This is a genomic window from Paenibacillus plantarum (assembly GCF_013141695.1).
GTDB classification, from domain to species: domain Bacteria; phylum Bacillota; class Bacilli; order Paenibacillales; family NBRC-103111; genus Paenibacillus_E; species Paenibacillus_E plantarum.
On the sequence record NZ_WHNY01000060.1, the window covers coordinates 236,676 to 258,556 of the forward strand.

Annotated in this window: 17 protein-coding genes; 16 read left to right on the top strand and 1 reads right to left on the bottom strand. The window is 46.1% G+C overall.

What is annotated here, in order from left to right:
- The first annotated feature begins 89 nt into the window (after positions 1 to 89).
- From arfA to GC096_RS19265, 14 genes are all read left to right on the top strand, one after another.
- Positions 90 to 1,601 carry an arabinosylfuranosidase ArfA gene (gene arfA / locus GC096_RS19200; protein WP_171632418.1) on the top strand — a complete coding sequence of 504 codons (1,512 nt, stop codon included), beginning with the start codon at positions 90 to 92 and terminating at the stop codon, positions 1,599 to 1,601.
- Positions 1,602 to 1,776: 175 nt separating this feature from the next.
- On the top strand, positions 1,777 to 2,109 hold the full coding sequence (locus GC096_RS19205) for a c-type cytochrome (protein ID WP_171632420.1): 333 nt from the start codon (positions 1,777 to 1,779) through the stop codon (positions 2,107 to 2,109).
- Between the two features lie 99 nt (positions 2,110 to 2,208).
- A complete protein-coding gene (locus GC096_RS19210) occupies positions 2,209 to 4,248 on the top strand; it encodes an LTA synthase family protein (RefSeq protein ID WP_171632422.1) in 2,040 nt (679 codons plus the stop codon).
- Positions 4,249 to 4,743: 495 nt separating this feature from the next.
- Positions 4,744 to 4,932 (top strand): hypothetical protein, encoded by a 189-nt coding sequence (locus GC096_RS19215; protein ID WP_171632423.1) that lies wholly within the window; start codon positions 4,744 to 4,746, stop codon positions 4,930 to 4,932.
- Positions 4,933 to 4,965: 33 nt separating this feature from the next.
- On the top strand, positions 4,966 to 7,290 hold the full coding sequence (gene helD, locus GC096_RS19220) for an RNA polymerase recycling motor HelD (protein ID WP_171632424.1): 2,325 nt from the start codon (positions 4,966 to 4,968) through the stop codon (positions 7,288 to 7,290).
- A 310-nt stretch (positions 7,291 to 7,600) separates the two neighbouring features.
- Positions 7,601 to 8,692, top strand: a complete 1,092-nt coding sequence (locus GC096_RS19225; protein WP_171632425.1) for a GerAB/ArcD/ProY family transporter — start codon at positions 7,601 to 7,603, stop codon at positions 8,690 to 8,692.
- Positions 8,693 to 10,144 carry a spore germination protein gene (locus GC096_RS19230; RefSeq protein WP_171632426.1) on the top strand — a complete coding sequence of 484 codons (1,452 nt, stop codon included), beginning with the start codon at positions 8,693 to 8,695 and terminating at the stop codon, positions 10,142 to 10,144.
- Positions 10,141 to 11,298 carry a Ger(x)C family spore germination protein gene (locus GC096_RS19235; RefSeq protein ID WP_171632427.1) on the top strand — a complete coding sequence of 386 codons (1,158 nt, stop codon included), beginning with the start codon at positions 10,141 to 10,143 and terminating at the stop codon, positions 11,296 to 11,298. Before GC096_RS19230 ends, GC096_RS19235 begins: the two co-directional genes overlap by 4 nt.
- Positions 11,299 to 11,524: 226 nt before the next feature.
- Positions 11,525 to 12,460, top strand: a complete 936-nt coding sequence (locus GC096_RS19240) for a hypothetical protein (protein WP_171632428.1) — start codon at positions 11,525 to 11,527, stop codon at positions 12,458 to 12,460.
- A gap of 80 nt (positions 12,461 to 12,540) precedes the next feature.
- Positions 12,541 to 13,278, top strand: a complete 738-nt coding sequence (locus GC096_RS19245) for an ABC transporter ATP-binding protein (RefSeq protein ID WP_171632429.1) — start codon at positions 12,541 to 12,543, stop codon at positions 13,276 to 13,278.
- Entirely contained in the window at positions 13,271 to 14,023 is a 753-nt protein-coding gene (locus GC096_RS19250; RefSeq protein WP_171632430.1) for a DUF2705 family protein, read from the top strand. The genes GC096_RS19245 and GC096_RS19250 overlap by 8 nt, the downstream gene beginning before the upstream one ends.
- A 5-nt stretch (positions 14,024 to 14,028) precedes the next feature.
- Positions 14,029 to 15,504, top strand: a complete 1,476-nt coding sequence (locus tag GC096_RS19255) for a sensor histidine kinase (protein WP_171632431.1) — start codon at positions 14,029 to 14,031, stop codon at positions 15,502 to 15,504.
- Positions 15,501 to 16,190: a response regulator transcription factor gene (locus GC096_RS19260; protein WP_171632432.1), complete on the top strand. Its 690-nt coding sequence runs from the start codon at positions 15,501 to 15,503 to the stop codon at positions 16,188 to 16,190. The genes GC096_RS19255 and GC096_RS19260 overlap by 4 nt, the downstream gene beginning before the upstream one ends.
- Before the next feature lie 144 nt (positions 16,191 to 16,334).
- Positions 16,335 to 17,021, top strand: coding sequence for an MgtC/SapB family protein (locus GC096_RS19265; protein ID WP_171632680.1), 687 nt, complete (start codon positions 16,335 to 16,337; stop codon positions 17,019 to 17,021).
- 124 nt (positions 17,022 to 17,145) lie between these two features.
- Here GC096_RS19265 and GC096_RS19270 read toward each other — a convergent pair whose 3' ends face one another.
- The gene (locus tag GC096_RS19270) at positions 17,146 to 17,982 is read right to left on the bottom strand and encodes an AraC family transcriptional regulator (RefSeq protein ID WP_171632433.1); all 837 of its coding nucleotides are present in this window, start codon (positions 17,980 to 17,982) and stop codon (positions 17,146 to 17,148) included.
- Between the two features lie 157 nt (positions 17,983 to 18,139).
- Here GC096_RS19270 and GC096_RS19275 point away from each other — a divergent pair, with 157 nt between their 5' ends.
- Together GC096_RS19275 and GC096_RS19280 are read left to right on the top strand one after the other, a co-directional pair.
- Entirely contained in the window at positions 18,140 to 19,294 is a 1,155-nt protein-coding gene (locus tag GC096_RS19275) for a glycoside hydrolase family protein (protein WP_171632435.1), read from the top strand.
- A gap of 107 nt (positions 19,295 to 19,401) precedes the next feature.
- Positions 19,402 to 21,804 carry an AraC family transcriptional regulator gene (locus GC096_RS19280; RefSeq protein WP_171632437.1) on the top strand — a complete coding sequence of 801 codons (2,403 nt, stop codon included), beginning with the start codon at positions 19,402 to 19,404 and terminating at the stop codon, positions 21,802 to 21,804.
- The last annotated feature ends 77 nt before the right edge of the window (positions 21,805 to 21,881 follow it).

The window sequence follows — 21,881 nt, forward strand, 5'->3', positions numbered from 1 at the left end:
CATCCTTTTTTATTGTTTAATATGAGCTATACATAACGTTTGTATTAACTGATTTGCATTTATATTAATTATACGATGAGGTGAGCAAAATGTCTATGAAAGCAAGCATGATTATTGACAAGGATTTCAAAGTAGGAGAAGTTGATCCACGGTTGTATGGTTCCTTTATTGAGCATTTGGGCCGTGCGGTGTATGGCGGGATTTATGAGCCCGGACATCCGCAAGCAGATGAACAGGGGTTTCGGGGAGATGTGCTGGAGTTAGTTAAAAGCCTGCATGTGCCGATTGTTCGTTATCCCGGCGGGAACTTTGTATCCGGTTACAATTGGGAGGATGGCATCGGACCTGTGGATCAGCGCAAAAGACGTCTTGATCTTGCTTGGCGCACGATTGAGCCGAATTTGATCGGCCTTAATGAATTTATGGACTGGTGCCGCAAAGCGAACACGGATGCCATGATGGCTGTGAATCTAGGAACTCGTGGTCCTGATGAGGCGAGGGACATTATGGAATACGCTAACATCACTGGCGGCACCTATTGGAGTGATTTGCGAATTTCCCATGGCTACCGCACACCGCATAACATCAAAACGTGGTGCTTAGGCAACGAAATGGATGGCCCGTGGCAAACCGGAAGCAAGACGGCGGTTGAATATGGCCGTATCGCCTGTGAAACAGCGAAAGTGATGAAGTGGGTCGATCCCTCAATCGAGCTGGTCGCTTGCGGCAGTTCTAGCTTAGTTATGCCTACCTTCCCTGATTGGGAAGCAACGGTTCTTGAGCATACCTATGATCATGTTGATTATATTTCGCTGCATCAGTACTATGGCAATCGTGATCAAGATTCAGCGAATTTCCTTGCGCAATCCCTAGGCATGGACCGCTTCATTCATACCGTGATTGCTACAGCTGACTACGTTCAGGCGAAAAAGCGCGGCAAGAAGAAGATCAATCTTTCCTTCGATGAATGGAATGTATGGTATCACTCGCATGATGCCGACCGTAAGATCGAGCCATGGTCCATTGCACCTCCGCAGTTGGAGGACATCTATAACCATGAAGATGCGCTTCTTGTAGGCTGTATGCTAATTTCCATGCTGAAACGTGCGGATCGTGTCAAAATGGCCTGCTTAGCCCAACTGGTTAATGTGATTGCGCCTATTATGACCGCGAGTGGCGGCGCCGCGTGGAAGCAAACGATTTATTATCCTTATTTGCATGCAAGTGTGTACGGTCGTGGAACAGTTCTCGTACCGCTCATTAAGTCACCGAAGTATGACACGAAGGACTACACGGACGTACCTTATCTGGAGGCTGTTGCTGTGCATAACGAGGAAGCATCGGAGTTGACTATATTCGCAGTGAATCGTCATTTGTCGGAAGCACTACCTTTAGAGATGGATCTTCGCAGCTTCGGCGGCTTCCAAATCAAGGAGCATATCGTATTGGAGCATGAGGACCTCAAGGCTTCGAATACCTTGGACGCGCAAGATCGTGTGAAACCACATTCCGCAGGGAATGCCACGATTTCTTCAAATGGACACATTGAGGCTGTTCTTGGTAAGGCTTCTTGGAATGTGATTCGTCTTAAGCTGGCGTAAAAATATCAAATAAATTCATATTAAAAGCCGCGAATTTGACCATAATAATGATATGAGAAGCCTTGATCGGTAGGAAAATCGAGGTTGTTCATGTGATGGTGCACGCGGCTCTTCTTTCTTTTCCAATCTACGCTCTGGTATGATGAGAGAAATGAGATTGAAGGAGTTTGCGCACATGAAAATGAGAATAGGTCTAGTTGGCGGCTTCTTGCTGGTCGCAGCATTTAGCTTAACTGCTTGTGGAGATAAACCATCGGCGACACCGAGTGCGAGTGTTTCTGCAAAGGTAGACGTTCCAAAGTTATATCAAAATTACTGTATCTCCTGTCATGGTAATCAATTACAAGGTGGACAAGGTCCCAATATTCAAAAAGTGGGAGAACGCCTCACCGAAGCTGAAATCGTAAAGCGGATACAAAAGGGTGGGGGCGGGATGCCGCCGTTTCAGGTCACGATGAAGGAAGAAGAATTGAAAGCACTCGCAGCTTGGTTAGCTGGGTTAAAGTAATTTACAGATACTGGAATTGTTAAGGTTATATTAAGGTTAGCTACATAATTCCTTCACAATTGACATTTACAATTAGGGGCATGAGGAGAGTGATGTAAGATGCACTTGAATTTGAAGCCCCGGAAGCGTCTTTCGAGTAAAAAGAGCTCAAGCCGTCTGGGAGCATCGATTTCACTAGTTTTATTTATGATCGGTTTACCGATTCTGTCTGTGGTAGGTATGGAATTTCTTGAACGTGGAAATCTAGCTGAAACCATGCAGTGGATTACAGCTAATCAACCATTATTTATGTTAAATGTAGGGTTAACCTTCTGTCTGTTGTCCTTCGTTTACGCCCTCGTAGGTTCCTTGGCAATCTCTGGATCAATCACGACCTTAATACTCGGTCTGATGGCAATTATCTCGTATATGAAAGTGAAAATGATCGGGGAGCCGTTCTTCCCTTGGGATATATTGCTGAACAAAGAGAGTATGGATATTGCTTCATTAGTTACCGGAAAAGCCGCATTAATTCGAATATGCGCTATAGCGGCTGTGATTCTCATCGTCCTTGCACTTAGATGGGTGATCCCGCGTGTTACACTACCTGTTATCGCTCGAATCGGTTTAGGGCTTTTTTCGCTCTATGCCTTGTATGCATTTGGGATCAAAACACCATTAGCTGGCAAAATTTTAGACAACGCAGGTGTTAGTGAAATTGTGTGGGATCAACAGCAAAACTATGCCAACAATGGTCTTACACTAGCATTCACACTGAATGTGAAAAACTCGATCGTTCAAAAGCCTGAAACATACAGTGAGCAAGCAATGGCTGCTGCAGCGGCCAATATTCAAAAGGCTGCGGCTACCGCCAATATTCAAGCGACTGCTGTGCAGCAGGATTCAGGCGTCCGTAAAGCGAAAGCTACCCTTGCTGACGGGAAACAGCCGAATGTCATTTTCGTAATGAGCGAAGCATTCTGGGATCCTACCCTACTAGAGAATGTAACGTTCAGCGAAGATCCGCTTCCGACCATCCACCGTTTGCAGAAGGAGTCAAGTTCCGGATATTTGCTTTCTCCACAGTATGGCGGCGGTACGAGCAACGTGGAATTTGAAGTATTGACGGGGAACTCCATGAGCTTCTTACCTGGTGGATCCATCCCGTATCAACAGTATATTTCGAAGCCAGTTCCAAGTTTGGCTAGTTATTTTGCGGATAAAGGGTACAAGAGCATGGGGATTCACTCTTATGAAGGCTGGTTCTGGGATCGGAATAACGTCTATAAGCAACTTGGTTTTGAATCCTTTAAGAGTAGTGAGCACTTCGACAATCCGGAAACGAAGGGTTACTTTATCTCCGATGCCGAGGTCGCCAGAAACGTGATTACTGAAGTAGATAAAACAGAAAATCCGATGTTTATCTATACCGTTACGATGCAGAATCATGGCCCGTATGATGATCCGCGTTATGGGGAAAATCAGTTCAAAGCCACAGGTAATCTTTCTGCGCAAGCCAAAAGCATTCTAGAAACGTATACGCAAGGTGCGCATGACGCGGATCAAAGCTTGCAAATGATGATTGATCATTTCAAGGATTCGGATGAACCGACGATGATCGTTTTCTATGGTGACCATTTGCCGATGCTTGGCATGGATTATCAGGTGTATAAAGAAGCAGGCTTTATCTCAACAAGTGATGCTAACAAATGGTCGTTGGATGAAATCAAAAAGATGCACAGCATCCCACTAGTGACATGGTCCAACTTCGATATCCCGAAGCAAGACATTCCGCTACTGAGTGATTCTTTCTTAGGGGCTCACGTTCTTGATATGCTTCATATGGAAAAGCCAGCGAATTTTGCTTTGAATGCCGAGTTGGCAAAACAAGTGCCAGGACTTCTTAGCAATTTGATTGTCGATCAAGATGGGCAGTTGCATGCAACAGCGCCGGAATCCGCGGCACCGCTCATCGCCGACTATCGGAACGTACAGTATGACTTGATGTTCGGTAAACAGTACCTGGCCGCTTATGTGGATCATGATTATTTGACCAAAGGTACGCAAACGAGCTACAATGCTGAGTTTGGTGTCCCTGGCGCTGCTCCTCAGTCTGAAGCTCAAGGCAGCCAGGAGGCAAAGCCGGCAAGTGCGCAGTAGTACAAATTGGATAATGGGCCGTCTCTCGATGTTATTGGGGGGCGGTTTTTGGTGTTTAGGCCAACCCCAACCCAACATTTGATTTACCCCCGCCTGACTTGGTGCGCGCGAAGCACTAACTGGAAAACCTCCATCTATTTTTGCGGAAAAGACCAGAAATAACAAAATAGATGGAAAACGTACAGTTAATATTCTTGATATCAGCCATTTCAGCGAAATCTAGCCAAATTAGCTGTAGGAAATCCAGTTAGTCTATCGAAAGTGAGAAAACTGGCTGAAATAGCTGGAGTTTTTACAGTTAAACATTAATTTGTTTTAAACATGCTCACCTCAACATTCTGCCACTCCACCAACAGTAATCGCTATCACTATCTTCCGCCAACCACCACAAACAAGCTAATTTGCTCCAAGATTATTACCTTATCGTATACGCTTACCCATGCTAGAAATAACTGTCCGACGATGATGAAGGTGACTTATCGGGGGGAGATTCAAGTGCCGGATAACTGGGAGCTGCCGTTTCGTGTGATCGCACAAGAATCGAACAGGCTGACGATCGCTTGCAACCGACAAGAACTGAAGGCGATGGACGTCCTGCGGATTGTGAGCAGTTGGGGCGATATGGATGATGTACATATGGAAGAACCGGAATTTGAAGAAGTCATTCAGAACGTGTATCTTTAAAAGAAAGAAATCACTTGGGAGTGGACTGAAACCATGGCGATAGGGAATGAAGAACGAGAGAAGGAAGCGCAGCGCGTCTCTGTGGTGCGATCTAATATTCAGCGACGGATTATAGAGCTGCGCCAAACGGTAGATGACCGCAGATCAGAAGCGACGGCTATTGGCCGTAGCTTCTGGGACGATATTTCCGTCAATGCAGACAATGACGATGATTTGATTGAAACGGCTGCGAGTATGGCTCAGCAGGAGCATGTGCTGCAGGGGCAGGAGCGCAGCTACCGACTAGCACAGGATGCACTTCGTAAACTGGAGCGTGTCGTCGATGCGCCCTATTTCAGCCGAATTGATTTTCAGGAGAAGGGCGAGCAGGAGCGGGAGAAAATCTATATCGGTTTAACTTCATTCATTGATAGTAAGACCGATGAGATTCTTATCTATGACTGGCGGGCGCCGATCGCCAGCTTGTTTTATGACTATCCGCCGGGCCCGGCGACCTACCGCACGCCAGAGATGGACGTTAGCGGCGAGCTATGGCTCAAGCGCCAATACATCATCAAGGCTGGCGAGCTGCAGGATGTGTTCGATACCGGCATCTCGATCGGTGATGAGATGCTGCAGAAGATGCTCAGCCGCAGCGCGGATGAGAAGATGAGCTCCATCGTGACGACGATTCAGCGTGAGCAGAATCAGATCATCCGCGATGATCATCACAAGGTGCTCGTCGTCCAAGGTGCGGCGGGCAGCGGCAAAACGTCCGTTGCGCTGCAGCGCATCGCGTATCTGCTTTATAAGTACCGGACGACACTTAGTGCCGATAATATGATCCTCTTTTCGCCGAATTCACTGTTCAGCGATTATGTTTCTCGCGTCCTGCCAGAGCTGGGAGAAGCGACCATGCAGCAAACGACCTTCCAAGATTATTTAACACATAAATTAACAGATACCGGACTGAAGCTAGAGGATCCGTATGATCAGCTTGAATTTATTTTGACAGGCACCGAACAGGATCCTTTGTACACTGCACGGTTACAGAGCATTACCTACAAGACCTCCGAGGCTTTCCTAAGTGTGATTGAAGCCTATGGGGATAAATTGAAAGAGGGCGGGATCCGATTCGTTGACTTGGCTGTGGGTAAGAAAGTGCTGATCACCGCTGATGAGCTGAGCGAACGCTTCTACGGTAAGCCTTCGATTCTCGCTATCGGTGAGCGCATGGAACAGCTGTCAGAATGGATACTTACGAAGCTAGACGTGTTTCAAGCGGATGTGCAGAAGCGATTTTATCGCAAGCTTGTGCGTGAGCCGAAATACATGGGCTCTGAGCCCGAAATGAAGAAAATGAGCAGAGTCAAAGCGCACAAAGCGATCACGCCGCTCCGCGAAAAAGCACAGAAATTAACCTATGTCGACGTGCTCGGCATGTACAAAGCCTTGTTTACGGATCCGAGCCTTCAACAAGAACTAGTGAGACTTGCTGGTCAACCCTTGCCTGAAGCATGGGCAACGATCAGTGATTTCACGGTGGAGGCGCTCACGCAAGGTCACTTGCGCTACGAGGATGCGACCCCGCTCGTGTATCTCAAAGGACTAGTGGAGGGGCAGCTGCGCGTGGGCACGATCCGCTACTGCCTCGTCGATGAAGCACAGGACTATTCACCGTTTCACTATGCTTATTTGAAAAAGATGTTCCCACGCGCCCGCTTTACACTGCTGGGTGATTGGAATCAAGGGATCTTCACGCACGCGAATGCGACTGTGAGCGAGCTTGTCAGTGCTGGCGGGGGTTCAGACTCCACGCAGCAAGAGCAGGCATACAGCTCGATTAGCGAGCTGATGGGGGAAGACGAGACGAAGACGATCCGTCTCGTCAAGAGTTACCGCTCAACACGCGAAATCACTGATTTCGCGTGTCAGGTCTTACCGGGCGGCGAACCGGTGGAACCGTTCAGCCGCAGCGGCGAAGAGCCGCGCTTGCTGCGCGCAGCAAGCGAGCAAGAGCTGATCCGCCTCGTCGCAGAGGCGGCGGCACTGAGACGCGACGGCGGCGCAAGCTCCGTCGCGATCATTTGCAAGACCGAGCGCGAGACGGAGTCTGCGCACGGGCGCTTGAAGCCGCTGCTGCCGGAGCTCGCGCGGATTAGCAAAGACACGCTGCACTACGAAGCAGGCGTGATGATCCTGCCGGCGTACCTCGCCAAAGGGCTTGAGTTCGACGCGGTTATTCTCTACGACGCCGGGGCAGCTGTCTACGCGGAGGCGAAGGAACGCAAGCTGTTTTACACGGCTTGCACCCGGGCACTTCACTACTTGGATGTCTGTTATCTAGGTGAATTAACCCCTTTTCTTCCCGATTTATAGACATCCGTCCATACCCATCCGCCCTGCCTAACATAGAATGTATGGAGCAACTCAGATCAGGTATAGCAGGCGGAAGGGGGAACTAACCATGTCAAACGTTGGACACTCCAGCACAGCAGTTGTACTGGTATTGTATATTTTGTTGGTTATTATATTGGCAACATTCTATTAATTTAATTGACCGCATAAGCCGCCTTCCGGCCCTTGGAAGGCGGCTTTATTGCGTCTTTGCGCATAATTTTCCAGAAGCGGGAGAACTTAACGATAGCCGTTATTGTATGTCCATCTCATATCAAAGTGGGAGAACCTTATGCCTGTAAATAAACAGATTACTACCATTCAATTATATGGGATCGTGATCATTTCCATTGCGATAACGAATCATGTTCTGCTCATCCCTGTTCTACTGCACTATGGGAAACGAGATTCCTGGTTAGGAGCCTCATTGGCCATTGTACCTATGCTTGTCTGGGCTTTCTTGATCCACTTCTTGGTAAAAAAAACCAAACAAGGTGACTTGATAGCATGGATCAGAATGAGGTTGGGGAAATGGGGGGCGTATCTCATTCAAACGTTCATTACTTTGATCTGTTTTACGCATGCCCTAGTCACGATAAAAGATGTCACCATGTGGACACACGTCACCTACTTGCCCAGAACCCCCCTTATTATAATTTCGTTTATGTTTATTCTATTTTGCTTTTTCGCAGCAAAAGAAGGTATTAAAGCGATTGCGATTGCATCAGGCCTCCTTTTACCAGCTGTTGTTGTTCTTGGTTACTTTGTGATGGGTGCGAATTTTCAATTCAAGGATTACACGCTGCTAACACCGCTTTTCACACACGGATATGGTCCGACACTCCAGTCTATGCTATTAACTTGCAGCGCTTCTTTTGAAATACTAAGTATTCTTATCATGCAGCATCATGTCCGAACGCGTATCCGATTACGAGGATTATTGATACTGACTACGTGTGTAATAGGGCTTACGATCGGTCCATTAACAGGAGCGATCGCCATATTCGGTCCCTTTGAGGCAGCGGACATAAGGTACCCAGCCTTTGAACAATGGCGGATGGTGTCCCTTGGGAAATATATTTCTCATCTAGATTTCTTATCTATTTTTCAATGGATTTCAGGTTCCTGCATGCGTACCTCGATATTGATGTTTATTAGTTTGGATATGATGAAGATTCAGAGAAAATCAACTAGAACCTACATTCTGATTGGAATAAGTCTAGGCTTATTTGCCATCTCGATGTATCCCATATCGGATAACCAAATGGTGGTTTGGCTGCAGAAATATTACTATACGTTAATGTTTGTAGTCGGCCTAGTTCTGCTGTTGTTTTTACTTGTAATTGCGATGCTGCCTATTCGGCGAAAGGAGCAGGATGCCTAAATGAATGAGCAAGATTTCCGTGAATGGTTTGCTCTTTCGGACGATGTTATTTTGAAAACATACCCTGTCATGCAAGGGGATCAAGCCCAGCGTGTCACCATGCTTTATTGTGAAGGCATGGTGAAAAAGGAGTTGATCGATGGTCTTGTGCTGCCGAAGCTTCAGGCTTTTATTAATAGTGATTTTTACCGAAATGAAGATGCCCTTGATGTTAGTTCAATGCTGCAATTAATAAAGTTAACGGGTAAACAACTCATAGAAGAAATGAAGATATCTGTGTATGCGGGTCAGCTGATCTTGTTTTTTGAAAAAACGCAAGAAATATACGCGATGGATATTGCCTCGCCTCCGAATCGAGCACCTGAAGAGTCAAGCACGGAAACATCGATTAAAGGACCACGGGACGGCTTCACGGAAGATGTGATCACGAATATCGCCTTAATCCGCAAACGATTGACGACACCTAGCTTGTGCTGTGAGAAAATAATATTGGGTCGAAGAAGCAACACGGTCGTTGCTTTATTGTATCTCTGCGATGTCATCAATGAGTCGGTCCTGCAAGAAGCAAAAGATCGTCTCCAATCGATTGATGTCGATGCGGTTATCAGCAGCTCACAGCTCGAGGATGCCTTATCTGGGCAAACGTATTCGATCTTTCCCTTGCTGAATTATACGGGAAGACCCGATTTTGTGGCAGATAGTCTGCTTCGCGGCCGATTTGCGATAATCGTGGATGGCTCCCCGATGGTTCTCGTTGCACCAGTCACGTTAACCTATATTTTGAACTCACCTGAAGATGTCCATAATCCCTTCTATTATGTCGCATTCGAGAGATTGCTGCGAATCATCGGTTTGCTTATATCGGTCTTGTTACCAGGACTCTGGATTTCGGTATCCAGCTTTAATTTGGACCAAATTCCGTATCAACTCGTAGCCACGATTTCCTCATCACGATTAGGCTTGCCTTTATCTGGCCCAATGGATTTTATTATCATGCTGACGTTATTTGAACTGTTCCGTGAAGCGGGCGCTCGATTGCCCAAGGTAGTAGGACAAACGGTTACCGTTGTAGGCGGGTTAATTGTCGGGGATGCGGCGATACGTTCTGGAATTACAAGCCCCACTACCTTGGTAGTTACTTCCCTGTCTACGATATCGATGTATACGTTAGTTAATCAATCTCTCGCAGGAACCATTACGGTGTTACGCATTGTTATTCTGCTGATTTCCACCATGTTCGGTATATACGGATTCATGATTTCGCTGATGGGCTTAGTTCTTTTGATGTCAACGCTAGAGTCATTTGGGGTACCTTATCTCTCACCGATTTCACCGCCATTCTTCGGGGAAATGACCACTTCCTTATTTTCGAAGGCTTGGAAGAAGCTTGCACGCAGGCCGATTGAGCTGGGCACGAAGGAAGATACAAGACAAGGCAGTGAATCTTCATGATGAAAATGTGGTTGAAATTAATGGCGGCCGCCTTCGTATTAACTAGCTTGACGGGCTGTTGGGATTTAAAAACGATTCAAGACACGAACTACATGACAGCGATTGGCTTTGATTATAAAGATGGGAAATACATCGTCTACGGGCAAATGCTGGATTTTGCAAGTGTGGCCAAACAAGGGGGAGGTCCATCCGCACAACTGCCGTTGATTTGGGTGGGTAAAGAAGAAGGTGTAACCGTTAGCGAGGCATTCAACAAGCTCTACCGAACGTCTCAGCAACGTGTATTCTGGGGGCATGTCGGTGCGTACTTGTTTTCCAAAAATGCGTTAAATCAAGGAATAAGCAAATTTACAGACGGAAACGTTCGCTATAGTGAAACGAGATTCACTCAGTGGTTTTATAGTACAGACGAGTCAATTGAGGACATTTTCTCCGTTATCCCCTTTTTCAATGTCTCTCCGATGAGTTCCATCTTAATGCAGCCAATAGATAGTTTTCGACAACGTTCTTACATTTCTCCGCATCGGCTGTTTTGGGTGGCTTCGAGATTGCGAGAGCCTGGGGAAACGGTGATGTTGCCGACATTGGACATCGTAGATGAAGTATGGAGGAAAAACAAAAAGCCAGATCCAAAACTAAGGGTGAATGGTGTTTACGCCCTGAATATGCACCGCAGTTTACAATGGTTTTCGGAGGAAGAATTTGTTGGTGCAAGGTGGTTGAATACATACACAATTCGTACCCCAATGGTTGTATATAGAGAGGGGAAAGCGGTTCACACCGTGCTTATTAAACCGAAGTCTCATATCAATATACGAGCGGATGGTGATAAACCCACTTTTGATGTGGAGGTTATAGCTCCGTCTACAATAGCTGAAGTATTCGAAGAGGTTGATGAGGCTGAGTTGAAAAAACTGGTTGCCAAACAAGTAAAGGAAGAAATTGAGCAGACATTTAAACTTGGCAAAAGCAGAGGAATTGATGTATATGAACTGGAGCATATCCTTTATAGGCATGATTTCGCCACATGGGCGAAACTCACCGCTTACGGTGAAAAGCCGCTGTCCGACTATGAGCTCGGTACCATTCATGTAAAACCCAGAATTCTCCACTCAGGCATGTTGAAAACGAATATAAAACAAACACAGTATTAGTAAGCAACGATTCAAAAGAAGCTACCCATCGCAGTTCAGGAGGGGAGCTTCTTTTTCATTTGAGTTCATTTTTAGCCAGTTTAGAAATATTTAAGAATTGTTTTAGGCCAGGTTAATAGGCGGTTTAGTGGCAATTAACTCTTGAGGGCTAAGATAGTCAATATGGAAGCGCAAGTAGCGCGGCCAAATTAGAGAAAGCGTATGGATTACGCGGAGGCAGGACGAGATGAATAAGAAGTTAGCGATGTTGGGTTTAGGTGTAGCAGTTGGCAGCATGATGCTAGTGACTTCCGTATATGCAGGTGTGGGAGAAGCTCCCGGATATGAAGCGTTCAAAACAGCGGTGAAACAAACAGCGACGATTAAGAACGTAACACGCCAAGTGAACGTGTCTTTACAGGACAATGGAGCTTCCTTGCTCCAAGTAAAGTCAACGATCAAAACCGCCGGAGCCGATCAAGTTGGAAGTGCACAAGTGAATGTGCTTAATGGCACGAATGAGCAGCAAACGATTCAATTCTACAGCCAAGATGGCAAGCAGATTATCAAAACAGCGGATTCTGATGTATACAAAGTCATCGAAGGTGACAATGCGCCAGCGAAGTTCAAAGGACATAACAAAGGCAACCATACCGCAGACCCAGAAGTCATCAGCGAAGTGGAAAATGTAGTGGATGCCCTGGTCGGCAACTTGAAAAATTATGTCACGATGGATGACGCAGCTGGTAACGGGAAGGAAATTCATTTCAAGCTTTCCGGCAGCCAGATTTCTCCGATTGTGAATACCGTGGGTTCACTTGTCATCAAACATGGCACGATGGTCAAAGATGAGCCAATGCCAACCAAAGCAAACACACTGGGCATCGACCTTGCCACATTGCGCAACAGCTTGCCGCAGCTTGCTTCCGATATTTCCATGGATGAAGTCGAAGTAAATGCGAGCGTGGATGGGGATGACCACATAACGAGTCAATCTGCACAAATTCATTTGTCTGGTAAAGATGAGCAAGGTGCTGAGCATGATGTTGTGCTGCGCATTGACATGACACTATCTAGCTTGAACTCGACAACGCCGGATACGATCGATTTGAACGGCAAGCAAGTGGAGAACGTGAAATTCGATGACATGTCAGGCCACAAAAAATGGGGCGAAAAGAACTAAGCACTAAGCTCTAAGAAACACCAAAGAGGAGCCGTCAACCTCGGTTGACCTCCTCATTCCCTTTTGAGAGGCGGAACGGCATGAAACACGTCGTTGAACTAAACAATGTAACGAAAATATTCAGGAACCTCCGCGGTATCCATCAAGTCAATATGACGGTGCAGCGTGGTGATATCTATGGTTTTTTTGGGCCAAACGGAGCGGGGAAAACAACCGTCATGAAGATCATGACAGGCCTATCTCAGGCGCAGCAAGGTCAGGTGAAGCTGTTCGGATACGATGTGAAAACGCAGTATGAGCAAGCGATGGCGAAGGTCGGCGTGTTGATCGAAACGGCAGAAGCCTACACCTACATGAGCGGCAGAAGAAATCTGGAGCAAGCAGCGCGGTTGTATCCAGGTGTGAGCAAGCAGCGAATAGACGAAGTGCTGGAGATCGTGGACTTAACCCCTTTTCAGCACGAAAAGGTAGCAGGTTACTCACTGGGCATGAAGCAAAGGCTCGGATTAGCGGCCGCGATGCTCTCAAAGCCAGAACTTCTCATTCTCGATGAACCAACGAACGGTCTCGACATTGAGGGCATGGTTCATATTCGAGAAATCATCCTGCGGTTAGCACGAGAAGAGCGGATCACGTTCTTAATCTCTTCCCACCTCATCCACGAAATGGAGCTGATGTGCAATCGCATTGGCATTATCCATCAAGGGAAGCTCGTCCGTGAGGGACTTGTCTCCGATTTGACCAAAGGCAGCCCATCCTTGGAAGCCGCTTATCTACGGGAAATTCAAGAAGTCAGGGGGCTTGCCGCTAATGCCTAGTATTTTGACAGCAAATGTCTGGAATGAGACGCTGAAACTAGCCTACAAAAAGAAAACCATCTTCTTCCTAGCGGTCACCTTGCTACTGCCCATTCTAGCAGGTATTCTGCTGTCGAGGTTCCAGAATGGTATCGGCATTGGCGCGATCGCGGCGAAGGATTTTCCCATAGTTATGTTGGGCTTGTTTACGACGATTTTCTTGCCTCTGTTCGTGTTCATGGGGGCTGCGGATGTGTTCTCTGGTGAGATGGGGGATCGCACGATGAAAAACATCCTGACCCGACCACTCTCCCGTTTTAAAGTATTCGCATCCAAACAGCTAGCGCTGGCTATCTATATTGCCCTCTATTTAGTCGTGGCGCTCGTTGCATCGATGCTCTCCGCTTTCTTATTTCAGCATTTCGGTGGGATCGGAACACTCGGCAATTGGTTGCTCGCCTACGGCGCTGCTTTCGTACCCCTGCTCGCATTGAGTATCGCCGCGGTATGTCTGGCACAATTTTTTGCGAGCAGCAGCTCGGCGCTGACGGTCAGTATCCTTCTATACTTGGCATTCAAAGTAGCGGCGTTCTTCCTCCCACAACTCGCAACTTACTCACCAACGGCGTACATGGATTGGCATATGCTATGGGTTGGCGGTTCGATGGTGACGAGTAAGATCTTCTCGATCTTTATGTTTTTGGCAGCGTGCAGTATACTATTTTTTACAGCAGGTTATTATTTGTTTGATAAAAAGGAGCTCTGAACCCGATGTCGATTCGCATACGGCTAGTCCTATCCTATATTGCCATGCTGCTTGTACCGCTTGTGCTCTTTGGGCTAGCCGTCATTCTGATCAGCATCGCCACCTTCGGGAGCTTGAAATCCGGCTTCCAAGTGGACTTTTCCCACGGCAATCCGATTAAGCGAGTCGTCGATCAGGAACTGGAGAATGTCGCCTATATGAAAGCGAAGACAGATACCGATCCGGATGCCTTTCTGAAAGAGGAATTTGTGAAGGAATTGGAGGAGCGATTCCATAAAATTAACATGGGTCTGATTATCCGTAAGGATCAAGCGATCACCTATAGCTCTCCTTATCTTAAGCAAGGGGAAGCAGGGGATACCGCAAAGCTACCAGCATTCGGTACGTCTTCAGGGAAATTCCAGCGCAATCAAGGTTCTCTGTGGATAACTAGACAACAGGATTTCTTATTTGCTGATAAAAGTAAAGGAACCGTTTTTATATTCTTGGACGGAGGCCCATTTCAGAAGTATTTGCACCAGTTCTCCAAATCTGTAGCTTTGACATTCTTGTTCATCCTTATCGCTACCAACGGCGTGCTGACTTATTTCGTATCGCGCAGCATTATTCGGCCCTTGCGAGCACTTAAACGTGCAGCAGAAGAGATTAAAGAGGGAAATCTAGACTTTCAGATTGTTCCGCACGGAAATGATGAACTTGGCGAGCTCAGTGTGGCATTTGAAGAAATGCGGCGTAAGCTCAAGAAATCCGTGGAGCTGCAGCTTCAATATGAGGAGAATCGCAAAGAGCTCATCTCGAATATTTCCCATGATTTGAAAACACCAGTCACTGCGATCAAAGGCTATGTCGAAGGCATCATGGATGGTGTTTCGAATTCGCCGGATAAGCTGGATAAATATATACGAACCATTTATAACAAAGCGGCGGATATGGATCGGCTGATTGATGAGCTATTTCTATTTTCCAAGTTGGATCTGGGGAAAGTGCCATTTCAATTCGAGACCGTCGATCTAGGAAACTACGTGCAGGATTGTGCGCAGGAATTGCAATTTGATATGGAGAAAAAAGGAGTCCAGTTTACACTTGCCGATCTGCCACAAGAGCCGATTCTGGTTACAGCAGATCGCGACAAGCTTAGACGCGTGCTTCTAAACATAATAGAGAATGCAGTTAAATACAGTGAAGAAGGCAACTGTCAGATAACGTTAAGCGTGTTGCGACAGGACGAATTCGCCGTTATTCAAATCAAGGATAATGGTCAGGGCATCTCGGAGGAGGCGCTTCCGCATATTTTTGATCGTTTCTACCGCGCAGATCCTTCACGCAATACGGCAACAGGAGGCAGCGGGCTAGGACTGGCAATTGCGAAGCAAATCATTGAAGAGCATAGTGGGCGAATTGGTGCGACAAGCGTGTTAGGGCTGGGCACTACCGTGTTTATGGCCTTACCACTCCATCAGGGGAAGGGAAGCGAAGCATGAGTCGGATTTTGATCGTAGAAGATGAACAAAGCATTGCCGAGCTAGAACGTGATTATTTGGAAATTAACGGGTACGAGGTTGATCTTGAAACGAGTGGTGAACGCGGACTTGAGCGGGCTCTGTCGATCGACTATGATCTCGTGATACTTGATCTTATGCTTCCGATAATGGATGGCTTTGAAATTTGCCGACGTATTCGGAGTGTGAAGGACATTCCAATCGTCATGGTTTCAGCTAAAAAGGAAGACATCGACAAGATACGCGGACTCGGCCTTGGAGCCGATGATTACATGATCAAACCGTTTAGCCCAAGTGAGCTGGTGGCTAGGGTTAAGGCTCATTTGGCCCGGTACGAACGGTTAATGGGACGTCGTGAGTCGAAGAATGATGAGGTTCGCATTCGCGGACTGATGATTGATAAAACTGCGCGGCGCGTGTTCGTGAATGATCGGGAAGTCATGTTCACGACCAAAGAATTCGATCTGCTGACTCATCTTGCCATGAATCCCAATCGGGTATACAGTAAGGAGCAATTGTTTGACCTGTTGTGGGGCATGGATGCCATGGGGGAGATTGCCACTGTGACGGTACATATCCGAAAGCTGCGAGAGAAAGTGGAGCAGGATCCTTCCAATCCACAATATATTGAAACCATATGGGGAGCAGGATATCGCTTCCGAATCTAACTAACTAAGCCTGGGGGAGTTGCCTAACTCTTCTCAGGCTTTTTGGTTTTCGGCATAAACATATTCCCATTTGACAAATGGTTATTTACATCGCCTCTTTGTTAAGATATTGTAAAGGTTACTTAACTAGGGGAGTCAACGATGATGGAATTTACTGTAGATTTGGATATTTTAATGAAACTTGGGATTTCCGCAATTTTTGGATTAATTATTGGATTGGAACGGGAAATTAGGAATAAACCGCTGGGACTGAAGACGTCGCTTGTCATTTGCTTAAGCAGCTGCTTATTAACAATCGTGTCTATCGAATCGGCCAATAAATATGCCGTAGCCGGACTACATGTCATGGATCCCATGAGGCTGGCGGCGCAAGTGGTGAGCGGAATCGGTTTTCTTGGCGCAGGTGTTATTCTTCGCAAGCACAATGATGTCATTATTGGTTTGACAACGGCTGCTATGATTTGGGGAGCTGCGGGCCTTGGAATTGCTGTTGGAGCTGGATTCTATGTTGAAGCCTTTTTCGGACTCATGCTCATTCTCGTCAGCGTAATCGTGTTGCCTTATTTTATTAAAAAAATGGGGCCAAGACCGCTGATCATGAAAGATCTGCGTGTGCGTCTGCTTGTTTCACATGATGGAAACTTAACGACGATTATCAAAGCGATTATTGCCAAAGGGTACAAAATGAAAAGCGTTCATATTAAAGAATTGAACCAAGAACTGCAGGAGCTAAACTTCATCGTTTATGTGGATCGGAAATATGCTTCTGAAGTATATGATGAGATGAAAAGTATGGAATACATCGAGATCGCCGAAGTAGAGACGTTGTAAAAAAGGTAGGGATCGGCGCGAGTAGGCCGATAGAGAAGGACCGTAGGTGGCGATTGAGCTGCCCTCCGGTCCTTTTTCTGCTATTCTTCATCATACTGGTGCTGTTCCGCTCCAATGGAATGAGTTAGGTCGATTTCCCGTATTGGCCGGGAGAAGTGTTGGTAATATTTTTAAACGTACGAATAAAATTGGCATAGTCATTAAAGCCTGACAAATGGCAGGCGTCAGAGACAGAATGTCCCGTGGATAATAACTGTTTAGCCTGAGCCACTCGTTTTAATAAAATATAACGATAAACGGTTCCGCCAGTTTGATGCTTGAACGTACGACTTAGATGGAACTTGTCCACGGATAACTCTTTGGCTATGTGATCTAAGGTTAATTCCTTAAGCAGATTCGTGTCGATGTAGTTCATCACAGATTGAATCAATGACGACGTGATACTTGGGATATGCACATTCGTTTCTCGGAAAACCTCATTGGTAAAAACAAGAATTTGCATCAAATAGGCGTAAGAAAGAACATCACTTCCATATTTAGTTTGACCCAGGACTTCACTTAATTTCGACACAAGGGATCGATAGGCTTCGATTTGCATCTCGCTAAGCTGGACAATATTGTTAAGGCCAGGTTTGCGATTTTGAAAGCAGGAAAGCAAATTCGTTTCGGATGAGCAAAAGGGCAGAACAATTTGCGGTTTAAAATGAAGTGTAATTCGCTCGTAGGGCTGCGACGAGAGATTGCGAATTTTATGGATCTCGTGATTGTTAATAACAACGAGACTGCCTTTTTGCAGCGGATAGCAGAATTGATCGATAAATAATTGAATATCACCATTCAAAAATAAAAATATTTCGTAATTTTCATGAAAGTGAAAGTCATTAATGGGAACGAAAGTAGAATTGGAATGATACGTCATTAAATCTTCTTCTAACATTTCATAATACTTTGAATCCGTCATCAACGTGTTCCTTTCCGGGAATTACCGCATTCTGTTGTTTACAATTACAATAATAATGCCGCGATACAATAATCGCAATATATCTCCCAATAATCGCAAAGAAATTGCATGGAATACGTAATAAACTGAAAGAAAAACGAAGAGAGTTGGGAGACGTATGCTGAAGGCAAGCGATCAACTATGGTTAGAGAGTGTCATTGATAAAATTACAACGAAAATGGACTGGGTTAGCGATAAATCGAGAAATAAGATTCCCTATACAACCATTAATGGCACACATGACAACCGTATTGAAGAGAATCCTAGGGGTTCGATCACAGACGGGATCAATTGGTGGACCAATGGGTTTTGGGGCGGCATGATGTGGCTCATGTATCATGAAACGGGTAATGAAACTTATAAGGAAATTGCCAATATCTCGGAAGATGCGTTGGATGAATGCTTCCGTCAATATTACGGGCTGCATCATGATGTTGGATTTATGTGGCTGCCAACCAGTGTAGCGAATTTTAAAGTAACGAGACAACCGGAATCACATAAGAGAGCCATGCATGCTGCGAACTTGCTTGCCGGGCGCTTTAATTTAGCTGGCGGTTTTATCCGGGCATGGAACGACAACGAAGGCGGAGATACAAGGGGCTGGGCCATCGTAGATTGTCTGATGAATCTCCCGCTTTTGTATTGGGCAAGCGAAGAAAGCAGAGATCCGCGGTTCAAACAAATTGCCATGAAGCATGCCGATACAGCGATGACCGCATTTATCAGACCAGACGGTTCCGTTAATCACATTGTTGAGTTTGATCCGTTTCATGGCGGTGTGGCAGCAACTTACGGAGGCCAAGGCTACGAAGTAGGTTCCTCTTGGACGCGAGGACAGACATGGGCTATGTATGGCTTTATCTCGAGCTATCTGCATACGCAGAAGGAAGAATATTTGCATACGGCAAAGCGTGTTGCGCATTATTTTATGGCCAATATTCCGGACAACGGCATCATTCCAATTGATTTCAGACAACCGAAAGAACCTGAGTACGAGGACTCCACGGCAGCAGCAATTGCAGCATGCGGGCTCATTGAAATTGCGAAGGTCGTTGGTGAGCACGAAAAAGATGTGTATATGAAAGCCGCATTGAAGCTGTTGAAAACATTAGATCAATCGCGTTGCGACTGGACAACAGACTCCGATTGTATATTGATGAATGGTTCGGCTGCGTATCACCATCCGGAACGACATACGGCAATCATCTATGGGGATTACTATTTTATGGAAGCTATTTTCAAATTAAAGGGAAATGATTTGTTTGTTTGGTAGGTAGGTTTGTTGGTAAACGGGCGGAATGGCGGAAAACCATCTCCAACCGTTTTTTCCTTTTTTACAACGATCAACGGTGCAACTATTCAAATTGGGGGGCGAATTATATGCAAGGACGGCTGAAAGGATGGAAACAGCTTGCGGCTGATCGGCGAAAAAGCGTGTTTCTTACGCTCATCATTTCTTATATGATCATTTTGCTGCTTCCCGTTACATTGGGAGGGTTTTTTTATACCCGGATTGAAGCGATCATGATTGAGAATGCCAACAGCTCCAATACTGCCATGCTGGAACAAGTGAAGCGGACGATTGACAGCCGGATGAAAGAAATCGATCAGTTGACGCAACAGATAGCGTTTCATCCGAAGCTTCTCAGAATGCTCGATCAAAGAGGGGACGGAGATGCCGAACAGAACCTAACTTCCTTTATCGATTTTATGGGTGACATGTCACGCTACAGTAAGGTCAACAGTTTCATTGCGGATTCGTACGTCTACTTCAACAATTCAGACATTGTTCTTTCTCCTAAAATGAAAACGGATTCACATACACTCTATCAAGGCATTTATAACTATCAAAACCTAACCTATGATCAGTATAAGAAGCAAATATTGCTTCCATACCATTCCCGCTTTTTTAATCCGTCCGAGGAAATGACGGATGGTCAGGGAAATAGCATCAGAATGATCACTTACGTGCAATCGCTTCCGATTGGCGAAAAGGAACACGTTGCCGGAGCTTTCGTTATTCTCATTAATGAAAAACAGATTACAGAAATGTTAGCCAACATACAAGGCATAGGGGATGAAACGGTGTTCATTCTTGACGCCGACGGAACGGTTTTGATGAGTACAGCCGAGAATGACCAGGAAAACGGTGAGATTATTTCATATTTGAAGAAATTGGACGGCGGGTTGTCAGGTAAGGGATCGCTGGAATATGCCGGAACAGGCCAGGTAAAGGGACAAGGGCAAGGGCTGGCATCAGACATGATGGTCGCGTATACAACCTCCAGCCAAAACGGATGGACGTATGTTTCCGTCGTTCATAAAGCTATTGTGTTATCGCAGGTCAATGCAATAAAAATGTGGGCGATCACGGTTGTGATGATCTGTCTCGCAGCAGGCGGAGTCGTGTGCTACTACATGGCCTACCGTCACTACAGACCGATCCGGGATCTTGTTCACGCTGTAGTTCGCGGTGGGGGAACGAATTCGACCGCAGCCTTTCCGAAAAATGAATTTGAACTCATCAAAGAGAAGGTTCACACGTTGTTCGAGAAGGAGAAGGATTTGGAAACGACGTTGTCCCGCCATGCGCTTGTTGTCCGCACGGAATTCCTTTCCCGTCTCATCCGCGGTCATGTCGATGCGGCGGCGCTTACAGAACAGGATCTTGATTTTATGAACGTTCATTTCGAATCCGGTCTGTTTGCTGTTTTATTGCTCGATATTGACGATTTCAGCGAATTTTCCCAGCAAAATACCGAACGTGAATGGGCGCTCATGCGTTTTATTTTGTCCAATGTGAGCGTTGAACTGCTTGAACATAAAAGCTATCTAATTGAAATGGAACGCGACCGAATAGCGATTCTTGTGAACTTGCCGACCGGCGATGGGTGCGATACGCGTATGGAAGCGTTCGTAGATAACTTGAAGGATATGATGGACAAGCGGTTCAAAACCAAACTCAGCATAAGCGTCAGCGATGTTCACGAGGGGATTGAACGTATACAGGAGTGCTACAATGAAGCCGTCTTTGCGATGGCCTACAAAATGATCAAAGGTCAAAATACGGTGCTGTACTATGAAGATGTGCAGAAATTCGGCCAGTCGACGTACTATTATCCGATGGAAATGGAAGTACAGCTCATGAATGTGGCCCGCAGCGGTGACTTCGTCAATGTCGAGAAAATACTAAACCGTATTTATGAAGTGAATTTCCAATCTGGCGGCATCACACCGGAGATGGGGAAATGTTTGTTTTTCGACATGTTTAGTTCAGTGCTTAAATTATTAGGATCTTTAAATATTGAACACAACCTGGTTTTCAACGATGAGAGTGATCCGGTCCGGATTATTTCCAAATGCGCTACCGCAGAACAAATGGTTGACCAAATCAAACGGTTGTACAAGCAGCTTTGCGAGGTAGTCCAAGAGGAGCGAACTGATCATGGCGAACAATTACACAGAAAAATGACGGACTACATGCAGGAACATTTTCACGACAGTATGTTGAGTCTTACCATGATGGCCGATCATTTCGGCATGAACGCCTCGTATCTTTCCGCTTTTTACAAAAATTACAGTGGGCGGAACGTCAGCGATGAGATGACGGAAATGCGCCTTAATGCTTGCAAACGCTTGTTGGCGGAGTCGACGCTGACTGTCTCGGAAATTGCCCAGCAAGTCGGGTATTCCAGCAACATCGGGTTGACCCGCGTGTTCAAAAAAGCTGAAGGAATCACCCCTGGACAGTATCGGTCAGCGATGAATCACGAATCCGGATAACCGACCCAAAAATTTGATAACAGCCAATCTATAAAACAGATAGCCTATCTCGAAAGCGCATTCTTTCTTCTCAAAGG

Excerpts from the sequence above, each read along its gene's own strand:
- arfA (WP_171632418.1), top strand. The coding sequence starts at position 90 with ATGTCTATGAAAGCAAGCATGATTATTGACAAGGATTTCAAAGTAGGA.
- GC096_RS19210 (WP_171632422.1), top strand. The coding sequence starts at position 2,209 with ATGCACTTGAATTTGAAGCCCCGGAAGCGTCTTTCGAGTAAAAAGAGC.
- GC096_RS19260 (WP_171632432.1), top strand. The coding sequence starts at position 15,501 with ATGAGTCGGATTTTGATCGTAGAAGATGAACAAAGCATTGCCGAGCTA.
- GC096_RS19230 (WP_171632426.1), top strand. The coding sequence starts at position 8,693 with ATGAATGAGCAAGATTTCCGTGAATGGTTTGCTCTTTCGGACGATGTT.
- GC096_RS19205 (WP_171632420.1), top strand. The coding sequence starts at position 1,777 with ATGAAAATGAGAATAGGTCTAGTTGGCGGCTTCTTGCTGGTCGCAGCA.
- GC096_RS19225 (WP_171632425.1), top strand. The coding sequence starts at position 7,601 with ATGCCTGTAAATAAACAGATTACTACCATTCAATTATATGGGATCGTG.
- GC096_RS19255 (WP_171632431.1), top strand. The coding sequence starts at position 14,029 with ATGTCGATTCGCATACGGCTAGTCCTATCCTATATTGCCATGCTGCTT.
- GC096_RS19235 (WP_171632427.1), top strand. The coding sequence starts at position 10,141 with ATGATGAAAATGTGGTTGAAATTAATGGCGGCCGCCTTCGTATTAACT.
- GC096_RS19270 (WP_171632433.1), bottom strand. The coding sequence starts at position 17,982 with ATGACGGATTCAAAGTATTATGAAATGTTAGAAGAAGATTTAATGACG.
- GC096_RS19245 (WP_171632429.1), top strand. The coding sequence starts at position 12,541 with ATGAAACACGTCGTTGAACTAAACAATGTAACGAAAATATTCAGGAAC.
- helD (WP_171632424.1), top strand. The coding sequence starts at position 4,966 with ATGGCGATAGGGAATGAAGAACGAGAGAAGGAAGCGCAGCGCGTCTCT.
- GC096_RS19240 (WP_171632428.1), top strand. The coding sequence starts at position 11,525 with ATGAATAAGAAGTTAGCGATGTTGGGTTTAGGTGTAGCAGTTGGCAGC.
- GC096_RS19250 (WP_171632430.1), top strand. The coding sequence starts at position 13,271 with ATGCCTAGTATTTTGACAGCAAATGTCTGGAATGAGACGCTGAAACTA.
- GC096_RS19265 (WP_171632680.1), top strand. The coding sequence starts at position 16,335 with ATGGAATTTACTGTAGATTTGGATATTTTAATGAAACTTGGGATTTCC.
- GC096_RS19275 (WP_171632435.1), top strand. The coding sequence starts at position 18,140 with ATGCTGAAGGCAAGCGATCAACTATGGTTAGAGAGTGTCATTGATAAA.
- GC096_RS19280 (WP_171632437.1), top strand. The coding sequence starts at position 19,402 with ATGCAAGGACGGCTGAAAGGATGGAAACAGCTTGCGGCTGATCGGCGA.